Origin of the sequence: Polynucleobacter sp. AP-Jannik-300A-C4, assembly GCF_018688335.1 — a bacterium.
GTDB lineage: Bacteria > Pseudomonadota > Gammaproteobacteria > Burkholderiales > Burkholderiaceae > Polynucleobacter.
Genome location: NZ_CP061316.1, coordinates 299,610 through 325,542 on the forward strand (window position 1 = coordinate 299,610; position 25,933 = coordinate 325,542).

Sequence of the window (25,933 nt, forward strand, 5' to 3'; positions counted from 1 at the left end):
AGGGGTCAGTGAAAGCAAGCGTTTATCACCTGATTGAACCATACAAGCTCAAAATTAAAGAAGAGAGTCTAGCGCTCGATATTGGCCGGAATGAAATTAAGTGCGAAACAATTGTTTCGGCAATATCACCGGGAACTGAGTTGGCTGCTTACATAGGCATGCCAAATTTAAGGGGTGGTTATGGATATCCAAGAGTTCAAGGTTACTGCAATGTAGCCGAAGTCATTGAAGTTGGCTTATCAGTAAAAGACTTTAAAAAAAACGACTTGGTTTTGACGGCCGCATCGCATAGAAGTCACTTTATCATTGATGAGACTAAGGCATTAAAACTTCCTGGCGATTGCAAGCCGGAAGAAATTGTTTTTGCATACTTGTATCATTTGGGATATAACGCAGTCTTGCGATCCGAAATGCGCCTAGGAAATTCAGTTTTAGTCTTAGGCTTGGGTTTGTTGGGCATTACAACTGTTGCAATGGCTTCCATAGGCGGTGCGCAAGTAACGGGATTGACAGAGCATGCAAGAGCAGCCAAACTTGCAGTGGAGTTAGGGGCTAAATCAACATTCACTCGTCAGGAAATCCTTGACAAAAATCAACAAAATTCGTTTGATATTGTGATCTTAACTACGAATACATGGTCAGATTGGGATCTTGCTATGAAGTATGTTGCTATGCGCGGCACGATAGCTACCTTAGGTTTTCCGGGAAGAAGTGAAGCGCCAGGAAAATATAATCCTTTAGATAGTCAGTATTTTTATGCAAAGCAATTGCGCATAGAGTCAATTGGATATTCACCGGAATTTCCTGATAGCAGAGGCTTTTTAAGATTTAACGAGAAGGATAATTTGAAATTTATAGTGGGCCTAATAACAAGCAATACATTAAATCCTAAAGTATTAATTGCTAAAGAGATTCAATCCGAAAATCTAGAAGTGGCTTATCGCGAACTTTTGGATAAAAAATTATCCCCATTAACTTGCATACTAAGATGGAAAAAATAAAGGCTGGATTAATTGGATGCGGTCGAATGGGCGCATTTACAAGTGAAAAAGTTAGAAAAAATGCGCCGTCTTTTTGGTTTCCGCTGAGCCACTATGATGCGTTAATGAGTCACCCATCCATATGCGAAATTGCTGTATCTGATGAGGATAAAGATAATTTAGGGAGGATGGGCGCTGAATACGATCTAAAGAATCGATATTTAAGCCCTTTGGAAATGCTTCAGGACTTTAAGCCAGATTTATTAACTATCGCAACAAGAACGAATGGTAGGGCATTATTAATAAAACAGGGCATCGAGAGTGGTGTTCGTGCGCTACATATAGAAAAGCCTTTATGCAACAGCATGAAAGAGCTGAGCCTATTAGAAGGTTTGATTAAAAATCCAAATATTTATGCAACCTATGGGACCATTCGAAGATTTCTACCCGTGTATCAAAATGCAGTCAAAATTGCAAAGTCTGGAGAGTACGGAAAGTTAAAAGAAATTAAAATAAGCTTTGGCTCTGCAATGCTCTTTTGGACGCACCCTCATGCTATTGATTTGATGCTATATGCCGCATCTGGAAGTAAGGTAATTGGCGTGCAAGCTTTCTTGGCAGGAGTATCAGAGGGTTTATACAAGGCAAATATCTTGTCTGACCCTTTGGTGATTTCCGCAACGGTTTATTTTGAAAGTGGTCTAACTGGATGTATCACACAATCCCTTGGATCCGATATGACTCTTACCTGCGAAGATGCAGAAATATCCGTTAGAGGTGATGGCCATGTAACGGACATATACAAAGCTCAAGCAGGAAAAACATATCCTGTGCGAAGGCCGCTAGCGATTGATAATGGAGACGTAACTTTCGGGGGTACTTTTCTCGCAATTGATGAATTGATAGGTTGTTTAAGGGGGGATAAAGACAGGATAAATTCAAATGCAGATAATAAAAAAGATATTCTTCTCGGGCAAAGAGTTATATTTGCGATGGTTCAATCGCATATTGAAAACTCAAGAATTATTGATCTAGAGGAGATTGATCCCCAAATGAAAATCGAAGCGATTACTAACGGAAAATTTGCTTAAATGAAACTGGTAGCCATAATTCCTGCCCGCGGAGGATCTAAAAGGTTGCCAAGAAAAAATATTCTTGATCTTAATGGGTATCCTTTAATTTCCTACCCAATAAAAGCCGCGATTGAATCACAAATATTTGAAAGCGTAATCGTTTCAACGGAAGATAGTGAAATTGCTGAAATTTCTAAAAAATTTGGTGCTGAGGTATTTAATCGTCCGATAGAATTTGCTCAAGATACTTCAACAGTAGCGCAGGTGTGTTTAAGCGTAATTGACCAAATTGATGTTGAAAATTTTTGCTGTATTTATGCTACGGCAGCGCTGCTAACACCCAAGACAATTGTAGATTCTTATCAAATGTATGCAAATGATGAGTCTACGAATTATTTAATGGGCGTTTCAGGGTACAACTACTCTCCTGTTCAAGCTTTGAGAATGGACAAGGAAGGTGAGTTATCTTATTTGATGCCAGAGTATGTAGGGATTCAATCGCAGTATTACCCAAAATTAGTTGTAAGTAACGGCACATTTGTTTGGGCTTATGCGCAACAGTTTAAAGTTGATAAATTGTTTTATAGTCCGAGATTAAAAGGATATGTAGTGCCTGAAGGTGAGGTCTGTGATTTGGATTCACTTGAGGATTTTGAGCGCATGAAGATTAAATATTTGGATGTTAATAAGTAAAAAAATCTCAGGGTAGGATTAATATAAATATTGAATCCGAATAACCAGCATTAATAATGCAATGCGGGAAAAAATAAGAAAAATATAACTAACTTTTTACAAAATATTCGTAAAGTTGATTAATTAAATATTATTTCAAGTTAGATGTTTAAAGTAAGTAGGTAAATATGAAGTCAATAAATGAAAATATTTTAGTAATTGTTGCCCATACCGATGATGAGGCAATTGGATTGGGCGGAACATTGGCAAGACATGCAAAAGAAGGCGCAAATATTTTCGGCTTATCAATGACAAATGGGGTAGACGCCAGAGTTGGCAGCGCTGCAGAGGATGCAAAAGAACGTAGGGCTGCCGCTCAAAGGGCTGCAAAGCTAATTGGCTTGAGTTGGGTTGATGTAGACAATTTTCCAGACAATAGAATGGATTCGGTGCCAATTCTAGATGTAGTAAGGGTTATTGAAAAGATTAAATATAGTATTAAACCTGTAATAATTTACACCCATAGTTGTGCAGATCTTAATGTTGATCACCGAGTTGTGAGTCAAGCCACATTAACAGCTTTTCGTCCGCAGCCGGGTGAATCATGGCAGGAAATAAGAACTTTTGAAATACCATCAGCCACAGACTTTGGGTGCAGATCTGTTACTAATTTATTTTGCCCGAATCTATATATTAATATTGAAGATACGTGGGCAACAAAAGCTGCAGCATTAAAAGAATATCAGGCTGAAATGCGTTTTGCCCCACATTCTAGATCTCTGGAAGGAATAGAAAATCTTGCTAAATTAAGGGGCAATCAGGTCGGCATGCGATATGCTGAAGCTTTCGAGGTTATCAGAAAGATTGTGCGATGACCAGCTATGTAATTGCTAGTTCAAAATCATGGTTTAGTACATATAGTAACGTCGAGGTGTTTAATGGGTTAAAAATACATGAGATATCTAAAAAAGAGGATTTGAACTTAACTTATTTAGAAGAAATAAATCCACGATATATTTTCTTTCCACATTGGAGCTGGAGGGTTGAGACTGAAATACTAGAGAAGTATGAGTGCGTAGTTTTTCATACCGCCCCATTACCCTTTGGCAGAGGGGGTAGCCCAATACAAAATTTGATCTTAAAGGGGTTTAAGAGGGCGCCAGTATGTGCTTTAAGAATGACGCATGTGCTAGACGGTGGTCCAATATACGCTTCAATTGAGGTATCTCTAGAAGGTCCGCTATCAATGATCTTTCAAAGAATAGCTGCTTGTGTTCAGAGATTAATAGTGGCTATCTGCCTAGAGACTCCAGAGCCTAAAGAGCAGATTGGGTCACCATTCTTGTTTACAAGATTAAGTGAAAAAGAAAATGAGCTAATAGAAGGATGCACTCCAGCAATGATGTACGACAGAATAAGAATGGTTGATGGACCAGGTTATCCGAATGCTTTTATTGCTCATGACGGTTATCATATTGAATTTAGTAACGCCAATTTCAATAATAATATTTTGGAAGCGACGGCAAGATTTGTACCCAAAATTAATGTAAGAAAAGCTATAGCTGAAGATTCCATGGATGTATTAAATTGGAGGAATGATCAATTCACCAGGAAAATGTTTAAATCGGATAGGATTATTGGTTTGGGCGAGCATCAAAAGTGGTTTAGTGGTTATCTTGAGGGTGGAAACAATACTATATATATAGGAATATGGTCTGGAGAAAAAATTGGAGTCTGTCATTTTAATTATGACGAAGCAAAAGGAGAATCTGAGGTCTCTATTAATATTAACCCAGATTTTAGAGGAAAAGGTTTATCTGTAGATTTATTGTTAAATGCAGTTTTAAAATACAAGATGGATAATAATTCAACAATAAAGGCGGCAATTAAAATAGATAATGAAGCAAGTATAAATGTCTTTAAAAAATGTGGTTTTAATTTAAGCCATCAAGATCATAATTACTATTACTACTTATATAAATAGCCCTCATTAGCATGAAATTAGATCAATCCAAAGCTCTTGAACTTGAAAAAATAGTTGGAGTTGAATCACAAATAAAAGCCTTATATACTCTTTTAAAGATAAAAAAATACAACATTAGTAATACGGTAATCCCTACATTTACAGATCATAAGAAATTCGTCTTAAATCACCCTTATAGAGTTTGGTATCTGGTCAAGCGCCATCATAAATACATTGGTGCTGTATACATATTAAAAAATAATGCAATTGGAATTTCAGTTGAGGATAAAAAAAAATCTGCAATTAAAGACGTAATAAATATAATAATTAAGAAGCATAAGCCTTTAAAAGAAATTAAATCAGTCCGTCCCCCATGTTTTTATATTAATAGCTCCCCCAAAAATATCACATTGATGTCAACCTTAACCACGATGGGTTTCAAAGAAATTCAGAGGACCTACTTACTGGGGGAATAATCATGAAAATTTCAATTAACGGACGAGAAATAAGCCAAGAAGAGCCACCCTATATCATTGCAGAGTTATCTGCAAATCATAATGGTTCAATAGAGCTGGCTAAAAAGAATATAGATGCTGCCAAGGGTTGTGGTGTCAGTGCAATTAAATTGCAAACTTATAGTGCAGACACTATGACTATTAACTGCAATAAAAAAGACTTCATCGTAAATGGAGGGCCGTGGAGTGGGAGCAAATTGTATGATTTGTATCAAATTGCAGGCACTCCATATGAATGGCACGAAGAATTATTTGCATACGCACAAAATCAGAATTTAACAATCTTCTCAACCCCCTTTGACGAGTCAGCCGTTGATTTGCTGGAAGAATTGGATGCCCCTGCATATAAAATCGCATCTTTTGAACTAACTGATTTGCCGTTAATAAAATATATTGCTCAAACTAAAAAGCCAATTTTAATGTCAACAGGTATGGCTACTTTTAGTGAGATTGAGGAGGCAATTAATACGGCATATCGACATGGATGTAACCAATTATTGCTTTTTCATTGTATTAGTAGTTATCCCGCTCCAATAGATCAAGCAAATTTACTGCAAATCAATAAGTTGAAAGAACAATTTTCGGTTCCAATTGGTTTATCTGATCACACCATTGGTGATGTAGCATCTATAGCCTCAGTTGCAACTGGTGCGGTTGCAATTGAAAAGCACTTTACTTTAAGCAGACAAAATAAAGGTCCAGATAGCGAGTTTTCAATAGAGCCATCAGAAATGACTAATTTAGTCAGGCGCGCTAACGAGGCATGGAAGGCTATGGGGAGTGAATTGATTGTACGACCTAGTTCTGAGGATTTAAATAGAGCATTTAGAAGATCAATCTATTTTGTATCTGATATGAAAAAAGGTCAAAAAATATCAAGTAAGGATATAAGACGTATACGTCCAGGCTTTGGACTGGAGCCGAAATATTTTGATGAGTTGATTGGGAAAGAAGTGACTGAAGATGTATTTTATGGCGATCCAGTAAGTTGGGTAAAGCTTGATCTAAATAAAGAAAATTAATGCTGAAATGGATCTCGTTCGCAAAGAAATCAATCAGCTTTAGTCCCCTGTGGAAAAATAATATCGTGGATATATTGGCTCCGGTAGAAACTCAAATATTTCAAGTGGTATTGGATTCGCGGCTACGTATGTATGCTCAGACTAATCAATATTTGTCTAGAGAACTTCTAAAGAATCCAAATACGAAAATTGTTCAATTGGGGTGCTCAGGAGGCCTTTCAACTTGTATAAGTCTGAGTTCATTAGGGGAGCTTCCAAAGGATGATTTTTTAAAGGAAAAAACTTGTACAACTTGCATAAAAAATCAGTCGCATATTCAATACTCATATAAATATCCGCTAGATCAATCTAAATTAACGGCTGTTCAAGTGGAAACATTAGATGAAATTGAAAAAAAATTAGCACAGGAATTAAATATTTCTTGTGTTTTGGATTTTGAGTTAGATGGTATTAAGTTTTGTAAAATTGCTTTTTTTGATTGGGCGATAAGACTGAAGCTTACAGACAAAAGCCTTTTAGAGCATCATCATATTCAAGAATTTATCTACTCTCTTAAAGACTTATTTTATATTTATAACTCAACAAGCAGTCTAAATTTAAGAAATCAAAACTCTAACTATCTAATTTATATAAATGGAAACTATAGTCAAAACACATTATTGCGTGTAATATTTTCTAGAAATGGTATTAACTCTATTAGCGTGGAGCCACAACCATTCAGTAATAAATTACTTAATAAGATAGCGCTTAAGTCAGAAAGAGTCCCTCTAAAGAACTATGGCTTGGCTGAAGTTGATCTTGCTAAATTGGATGTTGATATTAATTCATTGCAGAGTATTTTAAATACTTTTAGCGCACGATTCCAGGGGAGGGAATACAACGCTTACACAACCTTAAATAAAAATCCTGAAACTAAAAATGAAGTTGAGAGATTAAATGGTTTTTGCCAGAAATTTAACAGGATACATACATATTTTGCGCATAGTTCTGATGAGGTCATACCTCATAGGGTGACTCATTCCTATGAGAGCGATAAAGACCATATTTTTGAGAATCAAGACGAAATCATTCGGTGGATTATTGATCAAGCAGAGAATTTTCCAAAAATAGGTTTTATCATCAGATTGCATCCTAGGATGGCAATTAATAAGCGAGATGGGTTCGAGTCAGCAGAACATTCGCGAATTAAAGAAATTTTGAGATCCAGGCCAACCCCTCAAAATGTAATGATATTTAGTGGAGATTCAAGGATCTCATCCTATTACTTAATATACAAATCTTGTTTAGTTCTTGTTGGTTGGTCTACGATTGGTTTGGAAGCGTTGGCTTTGGGAAAGCCGACAATTTCGTTGCTACCCAGTTTTGGAATGTATCCAGTGCGCGATTTTTCATTGCAGCCCGAGAGCAATGAAGAAGTGTTGGGATCAATTACTGGAGTTTTGCAATATGGTGAACCCGTAAGCAATCAGCTCGGCGCCTGGATCTCTTATGCGTATGAGCATCAATTTATTCAAATACCCGTATTCAGGCAATTTGATGGAATGCTAGGTGTCATTGGCTACATTTTTCATAAAATTACTAGTTCTTGTCGAATGGTTCTAGTAGAGTTTGCTGTGCTGAGTCTTTTTTGTGGAAAAAGGATCGCATTTAGCAGATCATTAGCAATTGATGAGAACAAAAAAATTGTCGCTGCTTCGGATGCGCAAATTATCAGCCTGTTTTCCGATCATCAAAAAAAATGGAAGACTTTGATGTTTCAATACGGAAAGTAGCGTCAATGTAAAATGTAAACCTCTATCTTAATTATCTGCAGAATGATTGCCAAATGACTAAGTGACGGAATTTAAAGGGGTTGATGCTCATTATCTCAGGCCAGTTAAATATATGGATTGGAAAGTGTGCTGCTTAATGCATTGTTTGATAGTTGACCATGAATTTTACGGCTTAGTAAGATACTTAGCTATTTAGACAAGATCTAAATCTTACTTATTAATGTAGTAAGGTCAGTATTACGATAATAAAAAAGGAGTCACATTGATGTGCGCGCCAATTTGCCTGTTTGTATATTCAAGAAAATCACACACAGAGAGAACGGTAGAAGCATTATTAAAAAATTCACTGGCGAGTCAGAGCGACTTAATAATATTTTCGGATGCCGCACGCACATCTCTAGAAGCGCAAGATGTTTCGGCGGTCAGGGACTATATTGAAAACATTAATGGTTTTAAGTCAATAAAAATAATCTATCGAGAATCAAATTATGGTTTGGCAAAGTCGATTTGTGATGGAGTATCTCAGGCTTTAAATGAGTATGAAAGCGCCATCATCTTGGAGGATGATTTAGTAACCTCTCCATATTTTTTGCAGTACATGAATGAAGCACTTGAGTTTTACTCAGGAAATGAGTCGGTTATTAGTATTCATGGGTATGTCTATCCTATATACGGCTTATTACCTGAGGCATTTTTTCTAAAAGGGGCTGATTGTTGGGGTTGGGCAACATGGAGAAGGGGCTGGAAGATATTTAATTCAAACTCAGATGAATTATTAGATGGGCTTAATAAGGCTGGCTTAATTTACGAATTTGATTATGATGGAAATTATGCTTTTAGCAAAATGCTGAAGAATCAGGCAAAAGGTAAAAATAAATCGTGGGCAATTAGGTGGCATGCCTCAGCTTTTTTAGCTGGAAAGCTGACTTTACATCCGGGGCGAAGTTTGGTGAGAAATATTGGACATGATGCAAGCGGCATCCACTGTAGTAGTACGGATCAATTTGATGTGAGATTGGCTGAAACACCAATACAGTTCAAGGGAGTTAAAATTGAAGAATCACCAATCGCTAGGGATTTATTCATTAATTTCTTCAAAAAAAATAGAAAGAAATTTATTTCACGAGTAATCAACAATCTTATAAAACGAATCAGTAAATTTCGCAGATTGATTTATTGAATTGAATGCATATTATTAAAGAGCCGCTTGTAAATCAATATAAGTAGATAATTTATGACAAATTGTAAGCTATGTAATTCAAATATGCATATTAGTGGAACAATTAAGAGTTCTGATATTGTTTATTTTTGGAAAAGATTGGGTATTTCAGTTGAAAGATTATTTAGTCAGGATTTCCTTGAAAAATTTGAGTGTGAGGAATGCGGGTTGGGATATTATCTTCCATTGTCAGCGGGAGATAACTTATTTTACGGAGATTTAACAAGATTAAATTGGTATTACCAACATGCTGGTAAAACTGAATTTGATTTTGCAGGAAAGTATATTAAGCCAGCCATGAGAGTTTTGGATGTTGGATGTGGAATTGGAGAATTTTCTTCGCATTTGAGTTCAGAGGTTGTTTATTTAGGTGCGGAGTTTAGCTCTAAATCAGTCCAGATTGCAAAAGAAATGGGTAGAAATGTTGTTGAATTAGACATTACCAATTGTGATCAAAAGCTCTACGGTACGTTTGATGTAGTGGTGTGTTTTCAGGTTTTGGAGCATATTTCTGAAATCAATTTATTTCTGGAATCTCTAAAACGACTTTGTAAGCCCAAGGGAAAGATTATCATTGCTGTCCCTAATAATGATGGTTTTATTGCTAAAGCAGTTAATAATATTTTAAATTTACCACCACACCATCTGCTTTATTGGAATAGAAATTCTCTAGAATATATCTCATATAAGCATCAATTAACTCTCATTGAATATTTTGAGGAGTCTCTCACGCCTATTCATAGAGCATGGTACCAGTCTGTAAAGATTAACAATTGGCTTGATTCAGCGTTAGGGCGAGATAAAAAGATATTGGATATATCAATATTTGGAAGAACAATTAATTTAATCTCAAAGATAGCTGCAAGAATCATTGCCCCATTTGCCTATGTGGGCAATATTTCCGGTCATACGTCAATCATAGTCTTTGAAAATTAAATGAAAAAATTTTCCCCATACAAAGATTCTCAGGTTTTAATTACAGGCGGTTTGGGTTTTATCGGCTCTAATCTTGCTCGCGCTTTAGTAGCGTTGGGTGCAAAAGTCACGTTAGTCGACAGTCTAATTCCAATATACGGCGGAAACCTTTTTAATATTAATGATATTCGCGCAAAGGTCGATGTAAATTTCTGTGATATTCGCGATCCATATGCAATTGAGTACTTAGTCAAAGGTAAAAATTATTTATTTAATTTAGCGGGTCAAACTAGTCACATTGATTCAATGACGGACCCACAAACAGACTTGGCCATTAACGCACAGGCACAACTCTCAATTTTAGAGTCTTGCAGAAAGCATAACCTTTCAATCAAAATTGTTTTTGCTAGTACAAGACAAATTTATGGAAGGCCACAATATCTGCCTGTTGATGAGATGCATTCAATAGTGCCAGTAGATGTCAATGGTATTAATAAATTAGCAGGTGAGTGGTATCACATGCTTTATAGTCAAATCTATGGCATCAGGTCTTGCGCTTTAAGATTAACCAATACATACGGTCCGGGCATGAGGGTCAAAGATGCACGACAGACATTTTTGGGAATATGGATCCGCTCAATCATTGAGGGAGCTCCAATACAAATATTTGGTGATGGAATGCAAGTTCGAGACTTCAATTACATTGATGATTGTGTAAGTGCAATGCTAATGGCGGGGTTGAGTAACGATGCTAACGGAAAAATTTATAACCTAGGCCATTCTGAGGTGATTAGCCTAAAGTCATTAGCAGAATTGATGATAGATATTTTTGGGTATGGATCTTGCAAACTAATTCCTTTCCCGGCCGATAGGAAGGCTATAGACATAGGTGATTACTATAGTGATTTTTCAAAAATAAAAAAGGATCTTGGTTGGAGTCCTGGGGTTAAGTTATTAAAGGGATTACAAAAGACAATAAATTTTTATTCGAAAAATAGAGAGCACTATTGGGGTATAGATCAATGATCTTAATGAATAATTTTCAACTAGAGTCAGATGATCTCAAATCCGAGGAATTGGATGCCATTAAGCGGGTCATTGATTCTGGTTGGTACATTCTCGGGCCGGAACTTGAGCGGTTTGAAAATGAGTGGAGTAGTTCATGCGGCTTTCATTATTCGTTGGGGGTTGGTAATGGCATGGATGCCATTGAAATCGCATTACGTAGCGCCGGGATTGGTGTGGGTGATGAGGTTATTACTACCCCAATGACTGCTTTTGCTTCTGTGCTAGCGATTATTCGTGCAGGCGCAACTCCAGTATTGGCTGATATAGATTTCGATACTGGGCTGCTTTCTCGTGAAAGTGTCAAAAGATGCATTACTTTAAAAACTCGCGCAGTTCTATTAGTTCATCTATATGGTCAATTAAGAGATATGCTTGAGTGGCAATCTTTATGTCAAGAGCATTCCCTGGCCTTAATTGAAGACTGCGCACAAGCACATCTTTCACAATATCGTGGTCACTATGCTGGCAGCTTTGGCATTGCGGGTGCATATAGTTTCTACCCAACTAAAAATCTTGGTTGTCTAGGCGATGGCGGAATGCTGGTAACCAATACCAAGTCAATTGCTGAAAAGGCGGCAATACTAAGAAATTATGGGCAATCAAAGAGGTATTATCATGATGAAATTGGATTAAATAGTCGTCTAGATGAGATACAAGCCGCTATTTTAAGTGTTAGGTTAAAGTGGTTGCCTGAGTTCACCAAAAGACGCCAAGAGATTGCAGGAAGGTATCGCCATGAAATCACGAATACAAAAATACAGCATTTACTAGATCCCCAAGATAAAAAAGCACATGTTTACCACCTATTCGTCATAACATCACAGTTTAGGGATCAGTTGCTTGAATATTTAAAGGCAAATGACATTCAATCCTTTATTCATTATCCAGTACCAGTTCATCAACAAGTGCCGTGCAAGGATATTGCAAGAGACCAAGCCGGCTTAAAGAACGCAGAAAGTCATGCCGCTAATTGCCTATCAATACCATGTCATCCACAAATGAGTGATGGTGATGTAAATAGGGTTATTTCAGTGCTAAATCAATTTAATTAATATTATATGAAGCATAACTATTGCACGCTTTTTGATAGTGGATACTTAATCAAGGGCGTTGCAATGATTCTAAGTTTGCTAAAGCATAATCCTGAATCATACATTCATGTGCTGTGTATGGATCAAGATACCTACGAAATTCTTAAAATTCTTGAAATCAAAAATGTCTGTTTGATAAGGGTAGAAGAGATCGAAGACGAAGATCTGATTGCGGTAAAAAATAAACGGGGTAGGGCTGAATATTGCTGGACGCTATCACCATGTTTGCCTCATTATGTGCTCAAAAAAAATTCTGAAATCGAATTTATAACCTATCTTGATGCTGACTTGTTCTTTTATTCTTCCGTAGAGCCAATTTACCTAGAACTTCAGAGTGGATCAATTGCTATTACGGAGCACAAATTTTCTGACCCATTCAAGGATAGGGAGGTTAATGGAAGATTTTGTGTTCAATGGGTAAGTTTTAGAAGGAATGCTGAGGGCATGGCCTGCCTCCAAAGATGGCGTGATCAGTGCATTGAGTGGTGCTTTTATCGCCTCGAAGATGGAAAAATGGGAGATCAAAAATATTTAGATGAGTGGCCAGATCGATATCCATCCTGCCATATTGTTCAGCACCCTGGAGTTGGAATTGCGCCCTGGAATTTTTCACAATATCAGTTTGATGAGCTCGACGATGGATTGATCAGAGTAAACGGCGCACCTCTAATTTTTTATCATTTTCATCAATTGCAAATTTTGGAGGATGAAAGGTTTGATAGGTTATCTAATGTGTACAGAATCGATGGAATTGAGCCAAATTTAGTTTACGAGGTTTACGAGAATGCATTAATCGAAGTGCTTAAAAAAATTCGTATGGTGTCCCCTGGTTTTTGTGCTGGGATTCAACGATCAAAAAAAATTGCAATTAGAAGATGGATTCAAAAAAATATTCCCGCCAGCATCAAAAATATTGCTCGTAAATACATTAGATTATGAAAATTTCAATTATTACGGTTGTATTTAACGCTAGAAAAACGATTGAGCGTTCAATTAGATCTGTCTTATCGCAAAAAAAAGTTGACATTGAATATATATTGATTGATGGGGGTTCGACTGACGGAACTGCTGAATTTCTAAAAGCAAATGAGGATTTATTTGATGTATTCGTGTCGGAGCCTGATAAAGGGATTTATGATGCAATGAATAAGGGTATCTCGCTCTCGACAGGCGAGATAATTGGATTTCTAAATTCAGATGACTTCTATGAGGACGAATTTGTCTTAAGTAATGTTCTGGATGGCTTTTTGACTAAGAATGTTGAGGCTGTTTACGGCGATGTAGTCTATTTCAATCAGGATTCGCCCGAAAAAGTGGATCGGTATTACAGTTCAAAAATTTTTAAACCAAAATATCTTAAATACGGAATTATGCCTGCACATCCATCATTATTTTTTAAAAAAATAATTTATGATAAATATGGGTTATTTGATCCAAGATTTAAAATTGCAGGGGATTTTGAGTTGGTCGCAAGAATTTTCGGCAACCAAAAGATTCTTTCCGCATATATTCCACGTATAATGGTCAGAATGCAGCTGGGTGGTATTAGCAATATGAATATGGAATCGATTTCTATTATAAATGATGAAATCATTCAAGCGTGTAAATTAAATGGTATTAAAACAAGCAAAATTAAGATTTTATTTCGCTACCTTTTTAAATTAAATCAATTAAGATTTTTCTCAAGTTAAAGCATTATTAATGTTTGCATCATTTTCTCGTTATTACAATCTTTTTATTGAACTAACAAAGCAAGAATTTTCAGGAAGATATCACGGCTCATTCGGGGGTTTATTTTGGTCGTTTCTGCAACCACTTTTTTTACTCTCCGTATATACTATTGCCTTCGGGGTGATTCTAAAGGCTCGTTGGGGGTTTGCTGGTGGTACGGTTGAATATGCGTTCATGCTATTTGCCGGCATGATTGTTTTTAACGCATTTTCTGAGGTGTTGACTAAGTCAGCTTCGTTAATAACAAGCAATCCTAATTTCGTAAAAAAAGTGGTATTTCCTCTCCAGATATTACCTGTAATATCTACTTCAGTAGCGCTAACTCATATTCTAATTAATACTTTAGTATGGCTTGCTGGTTACTGGCTTATTATTGGGTACATAAATGTAAGCGTTTTATACTTTCCACTTATTTTGCTCTGCTTAATTCCTTTGTTATTGGGCGTTGGTTGGTTATTTTCTGCGGTGGGGGTATTAGTGCGTGATATTCAACAGATTACTGGAATGCTTAATCACACCCTTTTATTTCTAACGCCTATTTTTTATAGTGTTGAGGCGGCTCCACCAACACTTCAAAAGTTATTAATGCTGAACCCACTAACATTTATTGTTGAGCAATTTCGCCTTGTATTATTTTATGGGCATCCTCCTGCGCTCAAGGCGCTGACAATTTATTTGCTATTGGCCTCCTTTTTTGCTTTGGGGTCTTATATATTTTTTCAACGGTTGCGTCCAAACTTTGCGGATTTAGTTTAGTCAATGAGCGATATAGCTATAAAAGTTAATAACGTTAGTAAGCGCTACCGTTTGTTTGATAACCAGGGTTTACGCTTGTTGCATTTGGTATATTCAAAACGTATAAAAGGCATGGTGGAAATCTGGGCACTAAAAAATATTAATCTTGAAATTAAAAAAGGCGAGGCGGTTGCTATTATTGGACGCAATGGTGGCGGTAAGAGCACATTACTAGAAATCCTAACGGGAACATTAACTCCATCAATTGGTAGTGTTAAAGTTAATGGCAGAGTCTCGGCTTTATTGGAATTAGGAAGCGGATTTAATCCTGAGTATTCGGGAAGAGATAACGTTATTCTAAATGGGCTTTTATTGGGGCTTGGTAAGGATGAAATAATTAGCCGATTTTCGGAAATTGAAGCATTTGCGGAAATTGGCACGGCTATAGAGCATCCAGTTAAGACATATTCAAGTGGGATGTTGATGCGTTTGGCGTTTGCTGTTCAGGTAATATGTGATCCTGATATATTGATTATTGATGAGGCATTAGGAGTCGGCGATTTCTTCTTTCAAAGTAAATGCATAAAATATATTCGCGAATTACTTGCGCGTGGTGTAACGCTATTATTTGTTTCGCATGATATGCAAATGGTGCGCGATCTATGTAGTAAGGCTATTTTTTTGGAGGCTGGAAAAGTTGCTTATTTTGGAGAGAGTATTTCTGCAATACACGCCTATATGGGATTGACGAAGAGAGATGGAGATGAGGTGGCAAGTCCGGATAATGGCATGTTAGAAGAGGGTGTAATCTTTTCTCAATTATCTAGCACTAAATCGTCTTATATAAAAAAAATTGAAGTATACGATGAAGATGGGCGTCCAACACTGTCAGTTGCTATGGGGTCGAGGCTGAGTGTAAAGGTTACATACTGCGCTAATCAAAATGACGAACCATTCCACATCTCTATGCTTATATTAAACAGACTATCACAGCTAGTTTTTTCGGGTGGTACGTATACAAACAATTTTAATATTGAGCCAGGTGTATTCTCAGTTAAATTTACGATTTCTTTTCCAATTGAAGCTGGAGAGTATGGTATTAAATTTAATGCAGGAATAATTAGTGAATTAGGGGTGGGAGAGATAATTGATGAGACTCCTCTCCTTGGGCCAATATCTGTATGCTTTGATTACTCAAAAGTAAAAGCGCCATTCTATGGTCAATATCACATGCCAGTCGTAATTGAGTCATGCTGATATGAAGGATTCGCTACTAGATATACTGTGTTGCCCCCATTGCCACTCATCCCTGATGATAAGCGGGGCTGAATATACTGCCCAAAATTACATTATCTCTGGCTTACTTGTGTGCACTCAATGTCAATTGAAATACCCCATATTGCATGGCGTTCCATTATTCTCAGCTGAGAGTCTTGAGTCAGACATAACCGCAAATAATTTCTCCGGGCAATGGGACATGAGAAGGCGTGGATTTTTTGAAAGCAATGAGGTGTTTGGCTTCAATCCTACCGAATATTTAGAAAATTTTAAATATTCTTTTCAGATTCAGGATGTAAATCTACCAGGAGAGTTTATCCTTGAGGCCGGCGTTGGATCGGGAGTTCTATTTTTAGAGTTGGCAAAAAAATCTCCCCAGTCTCATATTATTGGGGTTGATATTGCCAGCACAGTTTTCTTTTTGGAGTCTAATGTTCGGCATTATGAAAATGCCCACATAATTCAGGCTGATATTGCACTCCTCCCTTTAAAATCATTGCGTATTGATAAAATATATAGCTCAGGGGTGATTCACCATACTGCAAACATGAGGAATTCCTTGGCGGAGCTTTATAGGTTGCTTAAAAAGAGAGGCTCTCTTTTTTTCTGGATCTATCCAGCATATATTTTTTGTGCATATGATGCGCTTAGAAAAATACTCTACAGACCCTATAAGTGGCGCAGATCAACACGACTTTGCTTCTCATGGCTCATGGCTCCAGCAATGTTTCTTTTCTTTTTTATCACAGGAAAATATTCTTATAAAAATAATTTAGAAAATTTTCAGACAATCGCTTTTAGAATTTTTGACAACATTTCACCAGAGTTTCAACATAGATCAACTGCCGATGAAATTCTCACGCTATGTCATGAAGTGGGTATTGATGACCCTCTAAAAATCAATGATTTGGGTGTGCTTTGTGTTAAGAAATAATCCCCCCTCAATTCCTGAGTTGCCAGAGGGCAGCATAGTTGGAATTAATTATTCTGGAATGCACGATACAGCTATTGCCATAGTCGATCCTTGCGGAAAAATAATTTATGCTGCGTCATTAGAGAGATATACAAGAGTTAAGCAGGATGGGAGGCCTCCAACTCTTTTTTTGCAAAATTTTCCCTGGGAGCGCGTTAAATATGTGGCGATCTCTACTGATCGCGATTTTTCTCCTCCCAGTCCATCGGATAGCACTCTATTGGATTGCTCTTTGGTGCAGAGTAGGGTGGGGGGGTTGCTGCACGCTTTTGAGTTTTATGAATTCCTGGAATCAATTCCCGTTGAAAAAAGATTTGTTCCTCATCAAATTGCTCATGCTGCATCAGCATTTTGGGGGAGTGGATTTAAGTCGGCCTTATGTTTAACATATGATGGCGGTATGTGTAACAGCCCCTGGTTTGGTGGTTTGTATTTATGTGATCAAGTAGACGGAATTACGCCCCTTAGCCAATTCAATGCTCTGAGTTACTCAAAGATTACAACTTTATATACTTTTGTTACTGCATTACTGGGCTTTACGCCCAATAAACATGAGGGCAAAGTTACGGGGCTCGCCGCCTGCGGGACCTCGACAATAAGCTGTAGGAGATTGCTGGAAAAATGGTTTCATTCGGAATTTATTTCAATTGAATCCACCTTGGAATGGATAAATATTTATGATTTAGTGCATCCCCCTGCATTGGCTGTTTTTGAAGCTAAGATGCAACCCTTTCGAGTAGCTTCACAAGAATTCTCTAAAGAAATTATCGCAGCAACGCTGCAAGAAATGACAGAAGAGCACGTAATAAAAATTTTAACTCGCGCTGCAGATAATGGATGGATGAGAAATCATATATGTTTAGCTGGAGGTCTGTTTGCAAATGTCAAAATAAATCAGAGGATTTCTGAGTTTGGCTTTGAGGAAATTTTTGTTGCGCCACCGATGGCGGATGATGGGACAGCTTTGGGTGCAGCTTGGCATGCACTTTGGCAGGAGAGTGGTTGCCCTCCCCCAAGAATGGATTCAATGTATCTTGGGTCAAGATATGATCCGGCCCTAACTGAGCAGCTGCTAGTTGGAGAGGGAATTTGTTTTGAGCGGCTATCAAATCCCGCAGACTATATTGCCAATCTTCTTTCGAAAGAGGGTGTGGTAGCTATATTTCAGGGTGCCATGGAATTTGGACCGCGCTCTTTAGGTAATCGTTCTATATTGGCTTCTGCAACCAAAAGCGATGTTAATAAGAGTTTAAACAACCTCTTAAATCGAACCGACTTCATGCCTTTTGCCCCCGTATCACGGATCGAAGATGCGGAAGATTGTTATGTTGGGATTGAGGGAGTTCTTCATACGGCTGAATTTATGACGATTACGCTTCAGTGTACTGAATGGATGAAAAGAGATTGCCCTGCAGTCGTTCATGTTGATGGGACGGCACGCCCGCAATTGGTTAGCTCAGATGTAAATCCACTAATTCATGCAATCTTGTCAAAATATATAGAGCTTACAGGGGTGCCAGCATTAGTAAATACCTCATTCAATATTCATGAGGAGCCAATCGTTTGCTCCCCCAAAGATGCAATTCAAGGTTTTTTTGAAGCAGGCTTGGATTACCTTTACCTCGAGGGGGGTTTTTTAATTGACCTTAAAAATAATATGGAGGTATCAAATAAATACCTTCGAAAAAAACTAAGACAGAAACCCCATAAACTTTTGCAACAAGAAGCTATTGTCATAAGGCAATCTACAAGACTAGCTGAGCAAGAGGTTCAGCTAGCTGAAAAAGAGTTGGTGATTAAAGAGTTGGATGATGAAATTAAAAAAATTCGCACTAAGTTGGCGGAGCAAAATTCTGTATTGCGCTTACATCGAATGGCATATGGCTCATATAATCCGCTAGCACCATTAGCTAGAATATGTCGCCGATGTTATGAGATTTTTAGGCCGCGCTTAGGGAATTTGTCGCAATACTCCCCCCGTCACTTCATCATTACTGAAAAAAAATACCATTACCCGGAGATGGTGATGCCGACTATCTCATTGGTAACCCCGTCATATAACCAGGGTGAATATATTGAGAGAACGATTAATAGCGTGCTTCGACAAAATTACCCGGCACTGGAATATTTCATTCAGGATGGTGCATCTAAAGATGCTACAGTCAGAGTTGTGCAGAAGTTTCTAGATAAAATTTCTGGTTGGAAATCCGCTGAGGATACTGGGCAATCCGAAGCAATAAATTTAGGATTTTCCCAAACTAGTGGCGAAATAATGGCGTGGCTTAATTCCGATGATTTGTTGTTACCCGGGGCTCTCCATACCGTAGCACATTATTTCAATAGCCATCCAGAAGTAGATGTTGTTTACGGAAACCGTATTCTAATAGATGAGAATGACATGAAAGTAGGACGATGGGTTATGCCTAGTCACGATGATTCAATCTTGTCTTGGGTTGATTTTATACCCCAGGAGACGTTATTTTGGCGGCGCAGCGTTTGGGAAAAGATTGGGGGAGGGGTTGACGAGTCATTTAAATTTGCAATGGATTGGGACTTAATTCTAAGATTTAGAGATGTTGGCGCAAAATTTGCTCGCATACCAATTTTTTTGGGTGCATTCCGCGTTCATCAACATCAAAAAACCTCAGTCTCTATAGATGATATTGGGAGTAAAGAGATGGCAAGAATTCGTCAGCGCGCCTTGGGTAGGGTGCCAACCCAAGGTGAAATTCGAAATGCGGTGAAATTGTATTTAATAAAGCACGTTGTTACAGATTTACTTTATAGAATTAAGAAATTGCTGGGGATAAATGAAAAAATTACATTTTAATTGTTTCATATTGAGCGTAACCATTATGTTGCTATCTGGTTGCTGGAAAAGAGAGATTGGACGTAGCTACTACCCATCTGGGAAAATTAAATCAGAGGCCCTAGTCAGGGGAGGCCTCCTTGATGGGGCTGCAACCGAATATTCAGAAGATGGAGTCAAGATTGGTGAGGCTGTATATCGATCTGGACTTCTCAATGGCCTTTCGGTTTCTTACTACGCAAATGGCGCCAAAAAAGCAGAGGCTAATTACAGGGATGGCCTATTGCATGGTCAGAGTGTTGAATGGGGGCTTGATGGCCGCGTAAAGTCTCGGATTATATTTTTTGAGGGTGGGTGCAATGGTGGATTTAAATAGGACAATTGAAAGATCTAGAGAATTAGATGCCGACATTCTATTTGAGGCACATAAAGGCTTGGAAGCTTTCGATCTAACGCTTGTAATTCCTTGCTACAACGAGGAATCTCATATAGAAAATTCAGTCAAAGAATTGCTTTTTAGTATGTCAAATACGACATTAAGCTATGAAATTATATTTATAGATGATTGTTCGCTTGATGGTACGCGCTCAAAGCTGATTGAGTTAAAAAAATTAAATGACAGAATTACTGTAATTTTTAATGATAAAAATATCGGACGTGGTGCTACAGTGACCAAGGGGTTTAGGTTGAGTAAAGCTATCGTGGTCGGGTTTATTGATATAGATTTGAGTACGCAAGCGCTATATGTCCCATATTTGACTAATTTGATTTTAAATGATGTGGCCGATGTGGCCACATGCCACCGCTCCTACAAAATTCAGATGTCAGTATTCCATAGAGTTGCAATTAGATATTTTCTTTCATATGGCTATCGCAACATTTCGCGCTGGTATCTGGGGCACAAGCTTGCAGATACTGAAACTGGCTGTAAATTCTTTTTGAGATCAAAAGTCACGTCTCTTCTCGATAAAGTTATAGATACGAATTGGTTCTGGGATACTGAAATTATGGTTTTAGCTGAAAGAAGTGGATATAGAATTCGTGAAGTTTTTTCAATATTTGTGAGGCGTCCTGAAAAGCCATCTACAGTAAAAATTACTAGAGATGTCGCTAGATATATCTCTTGCCTATTAAAGTTTAAATCCAGATTAAATGAGCATTAAATCAAATTTAAAAACGGTCATAGTTTTCCCCTTGCGTTCAGAGGCGGAAATTAGTGGAGAAAAGTCTTCGGTTGAATTTTTTAAAAAATTGCTTAGTGGCTCTGAATTTAAGATGAGTAACGGTAATAATCGGGCTTCCTTTCAATGGACTTGGCTGGAAAATATTCGAAGACTCCTTGATTTGTATCATTGCCCGGTACCAAAAGATGGTGGCGTATTGATTGTAAAAATACCAACACCCAGTCAGTTGCCATTAGCTTATTATTTAACCCGAAAAGCTAGGGGGCGAGTAATTTTTTGGATTGATGGTCTTAATTGGGAGTTAAATTCCTGGTGCATGACTTTCTCACTTTTAATCTCTGAACCTGCATTAATATTTTTTAGAATGATCTTCAATAATTCTATTTGGGTAAGGCTGGTAAGAAAAAAGCATCTTGAGCTGATTGTTTCTTCTAAAGTTCAAAAAGACAAGCTTAACCAATTAGATTTACCGTTGAGCCGCATACATATTGTCCCAAATGGAACATCTATGCTCTACGACTGTAAATTTAATGTAGAAAATTTGGCGGAGAAAAAAGAAGCCAATAAGGGGTTGAGAATTGGCTATATAGGACACTCTTATAAAACCAAGGGTGTTGAAGATCTGCTGAGTGCTTTATATAAAGTAAAAAAAGAGCGGCTATTATTTAGTGCGCATTTTGCATTTAGCACATTAGGTCATAAAAATATTCAAAATAGAGCCAAAAACGATGGATACTTTATTAGCGGGAAGGTCAATAAGGAGCATTTTTACAGAAATATTGATTTGCTAGTATTTCCTTATTGGACGGACTGGGGTACAAACGTATACCCAAACGTTTTATTGGAGAGCTTGGAGTTTGGAGTTCCGGTAATAACAACCGATTTACCAATCATGAGGGAGTTATTTGGCTGTAATGGTATGGCGATATTCGTGCCACCCAGAAATTCAAATGTGTTGGCCGAGACATTGTTGCAGATTATGTATGGTGAAATAAAGCTACCCGAATCAAATGATCTTAAAGAGTATTTTAAGAGTAGGTACTCACAAGATCTGTCAAAAAATATATGGCTTTCAATTTTGAGTGGGGGATGAGCAGCCGTTAATGGCGATCAAAACAAAGTGTTCCATTATTATGAATTTAGTTATAAAAAAATAACAGTTCATATTGAATAGGGCAAGTTAATCTATGCAACTTTGAATTTATTTCAAAGCAATTCGGATGTATTTTGTTCAACCTTTAAAAGGTTGCCGACTATTTAATATTACGTTGCAAGTTTTACCATATATAAGAAAAAGGAACTTTATGAGTCAAATTGATCTAAAAAAGGCTGAATACTACTCCAATGCCGATATTGTTGAGAACTATGATTCTCGAAGGTTTATGAGAGGGGGTGGAAGGTATGTAGCCGATAAAGAGGTAGAAATAATATCAACATTACTAACTTATGCCGGCATACAGTCTGGGGGGGTGGCATTGGATTGCCCAACTGGAACCGGACGTTTTATTCCGATTCTGAAAAAATATGGTGTAACTGTTTTGGCTTCTGATATTTCAGAGGCCATGTTAGCGCATGCTGCTCGATTTAAAGCTGACAAATACCTGAGAAAAAGCGCCGAAAATCTTGGACTTAAGGATGGCTCAGTTGATGTTTGGTTGATGAGCCGTTTTTGTTTCCACTTTGATGATCCCTCCCCCTTTCTCAAGGAGGCTTCTAGGGTTTTGAAAGAAAATGGTTTTTTAATTGCTGATTTTTATAATTGGACTCCTCGTTCATGGATTCCTGGAAAACAATCATGGCTAGGTGGCCGAACTTACTTACATTCCAAGTCAGCAGTAAGTGAGATGGCAGCTGAAAATGGATTTTCAATAGTTGAAGCTATTCCAGTATTTGCTGTTGCACCTTATTTATATGGCTTCACACCAAGCATTGTGCCGATTGCCATCGAGTCATTATCTAATTTTTTCCTATCTGGATTGAAAACTAAGACATATTATTTGCTTAAAAAGGTTAATAAATAATTATAAGGTTGGATATTAAAAATTAACTAAAAATTAATTAGTATGAAATGTAAATTTATGTATTTATATGAATAGTATTGAATTCTTATCCCTTATATTTGGTTCGATAGCTGTATTAACAGCGGCCGGTCTTTGGTCGACATTTTTTTTTCGCAACCTACAATCTTTAGAAATTATTTCAATCGCAGTATTCGCTGGAATTTCGACAATTGCTTTAATTGGTCAGGTAACATTTTATTTTCTTGGATCATTTTCTACGGGCGTAATTATTATCGTAGGCATCTCAATTTTAGGGGTTATAGGAGTTTATCTAAAAAGATCTTTAATAGCACCTGGCATTAATTTAAGACAATTAAGCCCATTAATAATTGTGTTATGTAGTGCTTTAATTTTGGATTTAGCAATCCTAACAAAAGGCCCTCGGGATTATCCCGGATCAAATAATCCGGACATGTGGTACTACGCTGCTGTGGTGGAGGCAATTTCAAACGATGATAATAATTACATTAGCTATCCAGTTGCGTTAAAAAAGGTCTCCAAGCAAATTGCTGCGAATATTGGGGGTGCGTTTACATTGTTTTCTATGGAAAAAGGGGAACACCAAAACAGTATTCATGACATTCTGGTTGATTCCTTTGTAAGAGATGATTACTTTTACTTTCCAGGAAAAACTCCGCTAATAATGGGGGTTACAACAAGAAATGGTGCGGAATTTATCGTTGCCTATTTAAAAAATATTTTTAATTTAGAGGTTAAGGTTGCCTACAACTTAATCTTTGGGATTTATCCGATACTATCTGGCTTGGCAGCATTGTGGCTTGTTAGCTTTCTTAATTTAAGCCCCAAAACTATTCAGCGTGTTGCGATACTATCTTCTTTTAGCCCGCTGATATATGGCGGGGCATTTACACAGTGGCCAGCGATGACATTGGGAATACCATTAATTGCATTTACTATGGGTGTTATTTTTAGGATTTTTTTTACTCCTACTAATGCAATGGGCATCATATTCTCGCTGGTTATTGTTGGATCGGTTTCAGTCTACCCTGAAGGTTTAAGTATTTTATTTTTACCTACACTGTACTTGTCTATTCGAGCCTTTAATTCGAATAAGAAGCTTATTATCCAAATTTTCAGGATTATATGGGGGCCGCTGATATTTATTATTCTTGTGGGGGGTATACCGTCTGTTGTTTTGAGTCTCTATCGGATATTAAAAATTACAGGTAAATTTGCCGTAATGCCAGGCCCTGATTATGTGAGCAATGGCACAATTTTCTATTCAATGTGGATTCAACCAAGTTTTTTGCATAAGAAATTAATTTGGATAGATAATCCTGATTGGATTTCGGGGTTATTTAGGTTTGATGCATATTCTGTGCTGCACCTAGTCGCCATCATTCTTGGTACGCTATGCACCTTCGCAGTTGTGTTTGCTCCATGGGTTCTGAGTCATAAGCATCAACAGGTTACTCGTATATTTAGCGCTGCTTTTATTGCTCTAGCCATTACTCTGTTTTTAGTGGGAAGCGCCTATTCAATAGATAAGTTAATTTACTACTACCCAATTTTCTTTGCTGTAGTCGTAGCCCTAGTAATTGATAGAGATTCAGATTCTAAATCTACGGGACCACTAGATGTGAGGAGAATTATTTTATTTTCATGGATATGTTTAGCATCATTTAGCATTGGTGGATTGGCATACGCAGAGCTTGAAAATGGGGAATATTTTATTCCAGACAAAAATTTTCTTTTGGAAAAATATACAGATTTACGCTCTACTTTAGCTTTATTTCCCAAAAAAATAGACAGGCTTATGGTGGCAATTCCAGATGAAATGCCGCAACTTTGGGTGACTCACTACATGGGATTTCAGTCTATGGTGCTCCCACACGGTTTAAATTATCTTAGCAATTTTGTTGAAACAGCGAAAGTCAAGCGTAAGACCGACTATCCTGGGGAATATGAATACATGATTATTCCAGGAACTAATTACCCAACAATTGAGGATTATCGGTATATTCAAAAATCTTCTTTGTGGGGTAATGGTTTGTTTGCTATTGTCCCAAGAGGTTTCTTTTTTGTTGCGGCTGATCCAATTAGTTATGGGCCCGTTAAAGACCGGGCATTCTTCAGACTGGAGCGGGATGGAGCTGGTCGCCCATATCGCTGGGTTAATACTGGGCTGAAATATAAGTACTTCAATAGGGATCTTATTGGTGCTGGCGCTATTGGCTTAAGGGCTGATTGCGAGTCTGTTAATGCAGATAAAGTAAACCTCGCAGTTATAGTTGATAATAAGAAGGTTGAAGGTTGGATCCTTCAAGGTCGTCAAAAGTTTCAGTTAGAGATTCCTGCAACTCTTGAAAAGAGTGGGACTATTGAGATAGTTAACGAGAATCCTAGGCCAATTGTATTTCCACGTGATGAGAGGCCGGTGACATTTCGCTGCTTCTCGGTCCAAATTGGAAATAGTAGTTTGTTTACAGATCCGAGTAGACGTCCAGTTATTACTTCTGGCGGTGCTATTGATTTAGTTAGATCTGATATATTGGGCTTATATGGTGATGGTTGGGCTGAGAAAGGTGTTAGTTTTTTAATGCCGAAATCTAGTGATCTTCGGCATGTGACTATAAGTGGTAGTCGCTCTCCAGGGCTATTTTCTGGTGGAGATTTAGTTAAGGTGAGGGTTGGGGGTGCTAATTTGACTGTTCACTCTGTAAATTCAGGTGATTTTTCTATAGATATTCCCGTACCAGCTTTAAATGCAGACGAATTGTTGACGATAGAATTTGGTGGCGCAATCAGACTACCGCTTCCCGACGTAAGAAATGTATCTGCTTTTATATCAAAAATTGCGATAACCAAATGACTGTGCTTGCATCACCTATTTATTTGGGCCCGCTCCCATA

The 25,933-nt window shown here is 37.6% G+C and carries 23 protein-coding genes and 1 pseudogene; all 24 read left to right on the forward strand.

Going from position 1 to position 25,933, the window contains the following annotated elements; all coding sequences use genetic code 11:
- The first annotated feature begins 8 nt into the window (after positions 1-8).
- The 24 genes and pseudogenes from FD975_RS01620 (at position 9) to FD975_RS01730 (ending at position 25,893) form a co-directional block, all read left to right on the forward strand.
- Positions 9-1,001 (forward strand): zinc-binding dehydrogenase, encoded by a 993-nt coding sequence (locus FD975_RS01620; RefSeq protein ID WP_215302545.1) that lies wholly within the window; start codon positions 9-11, stop codon positions 999-1,001.
- The gene (locus tag FD975_RS01625) at positions 989-2,071 is read left to right on the forward strand and encodes a Gfo/Idh/MocA family protein (RefSeq protein ID WP_215302546.1); all 1,083 of its coding nucleotides are present in this window, start codon (positions 989-991) and stop codon (positions 2,069-2,071) included. The genes FD975_RS01620 and FD975_RS01625 overlap by 13 nt, the downstream gene beginning before the upstream one ends.
- Complete coding sequence (locus FD975_RS01630) at positions 2,072-2,746, forward strand: cytidylyltransferase domain-containing protein (protein WP_215302548.1); 675 nt, start codon at positions 2,072-2,074, stop codon at positions 2,744-2,746.
- A 167-nt stretch (positions 2,747-2,913) separates the two neighbouring features.
- The gene (locus tag FD975_RS01635) at positions 2,914-3,600 is read left to right on the forward strand and encodes a PIG-L deacetylase family protein (protein WP_215302550.1); all 687 of its coding nucleotides are present in this window, start codon (positions 2,914-2,916) and stop codon (positions 3,598-3,600) included.
- Entirely contained in the window at positions 3,597-4,709 is a 1,113-nt protein-coding gene (locus tag FD975_RS01640; protein ID WP_215302551.1) for a GNAT family N-acetyltransferase, read from the forward strand. Before FD975_RS01635 ends, FD975_RS01640 begins: the two co-directional genes overlap by 4 nt.
- Before the next feature lie 11 nt (positions 4,710-4,720).
- Positions 4,721-5,164, forward strand: coding sequence for a hypothetical protein (locus FD975_RS01645; protein WP_215302553.1), 444 nt, complete (start codon positions 4,721-4,723; stop codon positions 5,162-5,164).
- A 2-nt stretch (positions 5,165-5,166) separates the two neighbouring features.
- A complete protein-coding gene (gene pseI, locus FD975_RS01650; RefSeq protein WP_251371337.1) occupies positions 5,167-6,225 on the forward strand; it encodes a pseudaminic acid synthase in 1,059 nt (352 codons plus the stop codon).
- On the forward strand, positions 6,225-7,997 hold the full coding sequence (locus FD975_RS01655) for a hypothetical protein (protein ID WP_215302555.1): 1,773 nt from the start codon (positions 6,225-6,227) through the stop codon (positions 7,995-7,997). Before pseI ends, FD975_RS01655 begins: the two co-directional genes overlap by 1 nt.
- 265 nt (positions 7,998-8,262) lie before the next feature.
- The gene (locus FD975_RS01660; protein ID WP_215302556.1) at positions 8,263-9,177 is read left to right on the forward strand and encodes a glycosyltransferase; all 915 of its coding nucleotides are present in this window, start codon (positions 8,263-8,265) and stop codon (positions 9,175-9,177) included.
- Between the two features lie 84 nt (positions 9,178-9,261).
- Positions 9,262-10,152: a bifunctional 2-polyprenyl-6-hydroxyphenol methylase/3-demethylubiquinol 3-O-methyltransferase UbiG gene (locus FD975_RS01665; RefSeq protein ID WP_215302558.1), complete on the forward strand. Its 891-nt coding sequence runs from the start codon at positions 9,262-9,264 to the stop codon at positions 10,150-10,152.
- Entirely contained in the window at positions 10,153-11,157 is a 1,005-nt protein-coding gene (locus FD975_RS01670; RefSeq protein ID WP_215302560.1) for an NAD-dependent epimerase/dehydratase family protein, read from the forward strand. It abuts the gene before it with no gap.
- A gap of 5 nt (positions 11,158-11,162) precedes the next feature.
- On the forward strand, positions 11,163-12,251 hold the full coding sequence (locus FD975_RS01675) for a DegT/DnrJ/EryC1/StrS aminotransferase family protein (RefSeq protein WP_251371346.1): 1,089 nt from the start codon (positions 11,163-11,165) through the stop codon (positions 12,249-12,251).
- Between the two features lie 6 nt (positions 12,252-12,257).
- Positions 12,258-13,229: a hypothetical protein gene (locus tag FD975_RS01680; RefSeq protein ID WP_215302563.1), complete on the forward strand. Its 972-nt coding sequence runs from the start codon at positions 12,258-12,260 to the stop codon at positions 13,227-13,229.
- Positions 13,226-13,981 carry a glycosyltransferase family 2 protein gene (locus FD975_RS01685; protein WP_215302565.1) on the forward strand — a complete coding sequence of 252 codons (756 nt, stop codon included), beginning with the start codon at positions 13,226-13,228 and terminating at the stop codon, positions 13,979-13,981. The genes FD975_RS01680 and FD975_RS01685 overlap by 4 nt, the downstream gene beginning before the upstream one ends.
- 10 nt (positions 13,982-13,991) lie before the next feature.
- On the forward strand, positions 13,992-14,777 hold the full coding sequence (locus FD975_RS01690; protein ID WP_215302567.1) for an ABC transporter permease: 786 nt from the start codon (positions 13,992-13,994) through the stop codon (positions 14,775-14,777).
- 3 nt (positions 14,778-14,780) lie between these two features.
- A complete protein-coding gene (locus tag FD975_RS01695; RefSeq protein WP_215302569.1) occupies positions 14,781-16,013 on the forward strand; it encodes an ABC transporter ATP-binding protein in 1,233 nt (410 codons plus the stop codon).
- Position 16,014: 1 nt separating this feature from the next.
- Positions 16,015-16,143 (forward strand): annotated as a pseudogene (locus FD975_RS10520) (Trm112 family protein); the annotation flags it as partial.
- Positions 16,144-16,155: 12 nt separating this feature from the next.
- Complete coding sequence (locus tag FD975_RS01700; RefSeq protein WP_251371357.1) at positions 16,156-16,968, forward strand: class I SAM-dependent methyltransferase; 813 nt, start codon at positions 16,156-16,158, stop codon at positions 16,966-16,968.
- Positions 16,955-19,837, forward strand: coding sequence for a carbamoyltransferase C-terminal domain-containing protein (locus FD975_RS01705; RefSeq protein ID WP_251371366.1), 2,883 nt, complete (start codon positions 16,955-16,957; stop codon positions 19,835-19,837). Before FD975_RS01700 ends, FD975_RS01705 begins: the two co-directional genes overlap by 14 nt.
- A gap of 10 nt (positions 19,838-19,847) precedes the next feature.
- On the forward strand, positions 19,848-20,192 hold the full coding sequence (locus FD975_RS01710; protein ID WP_215302574.1) for a toxin-antitoxin system YwqK family antitoxin: 345 nt from the start codon (positions 19,848-19,850) through the stop codon (positions 20,190-20,192).
- A complete protein-coding gene (locus tag FD975_RS01715; RefSeq protein WP_215302575.1) occupies positions 20,176-20,979 on the forward strand; it encodes a glycosyltransferase in 804 nt (267 codons plus the stop codon). The genes FD975_RS01710 and FD975_RS01715 overlap by 17 nt, the downstream gene beginning before the upstream one ends.
- On the forward strand, positions 20,969-22,093 hold the full coding sequence (locus tag FD975_RS01720; RefSeq protein ID WP_215302577.1) for a glycosyltransferase family 4 protein: 1,125 nt from the start codon (positions 20,969-20,971) through the stop codon (positions 22,091-22,093). The genes FD975_RS01715 and FD975_RS01720 overlap by 11 nt, the downstream gene beginning before the upstream one ends.
- 211 nt (positions 22,094-22,304) lie before the next feature.
- Positions 22,305-23,021, forward strand: coding sequence for a class I SAM-dependent methyltransferase (locus FD975_RS01725; protein ID WP_215302579.1), 717 nt, complete (start codon positions 22,305-22,307; stop codon positions 23,019-23,021).
- A gap of 67 nt (positions 23,022-23,088) precedes the next feature.
- Positions 23,089-25,893: a hypothetical protein gene (locus tag FD975_RS01730; protein ID WP_215302580.1), complete on the forward strand. Its 2,805-nt coding sequence runs from the start codon at positions 23,089-23,091 to the stop codon at positions 25,891-25,893.
- The last annotated feature ends 40 nt before the right edge of the window (positions 25,894-25,933 follow it).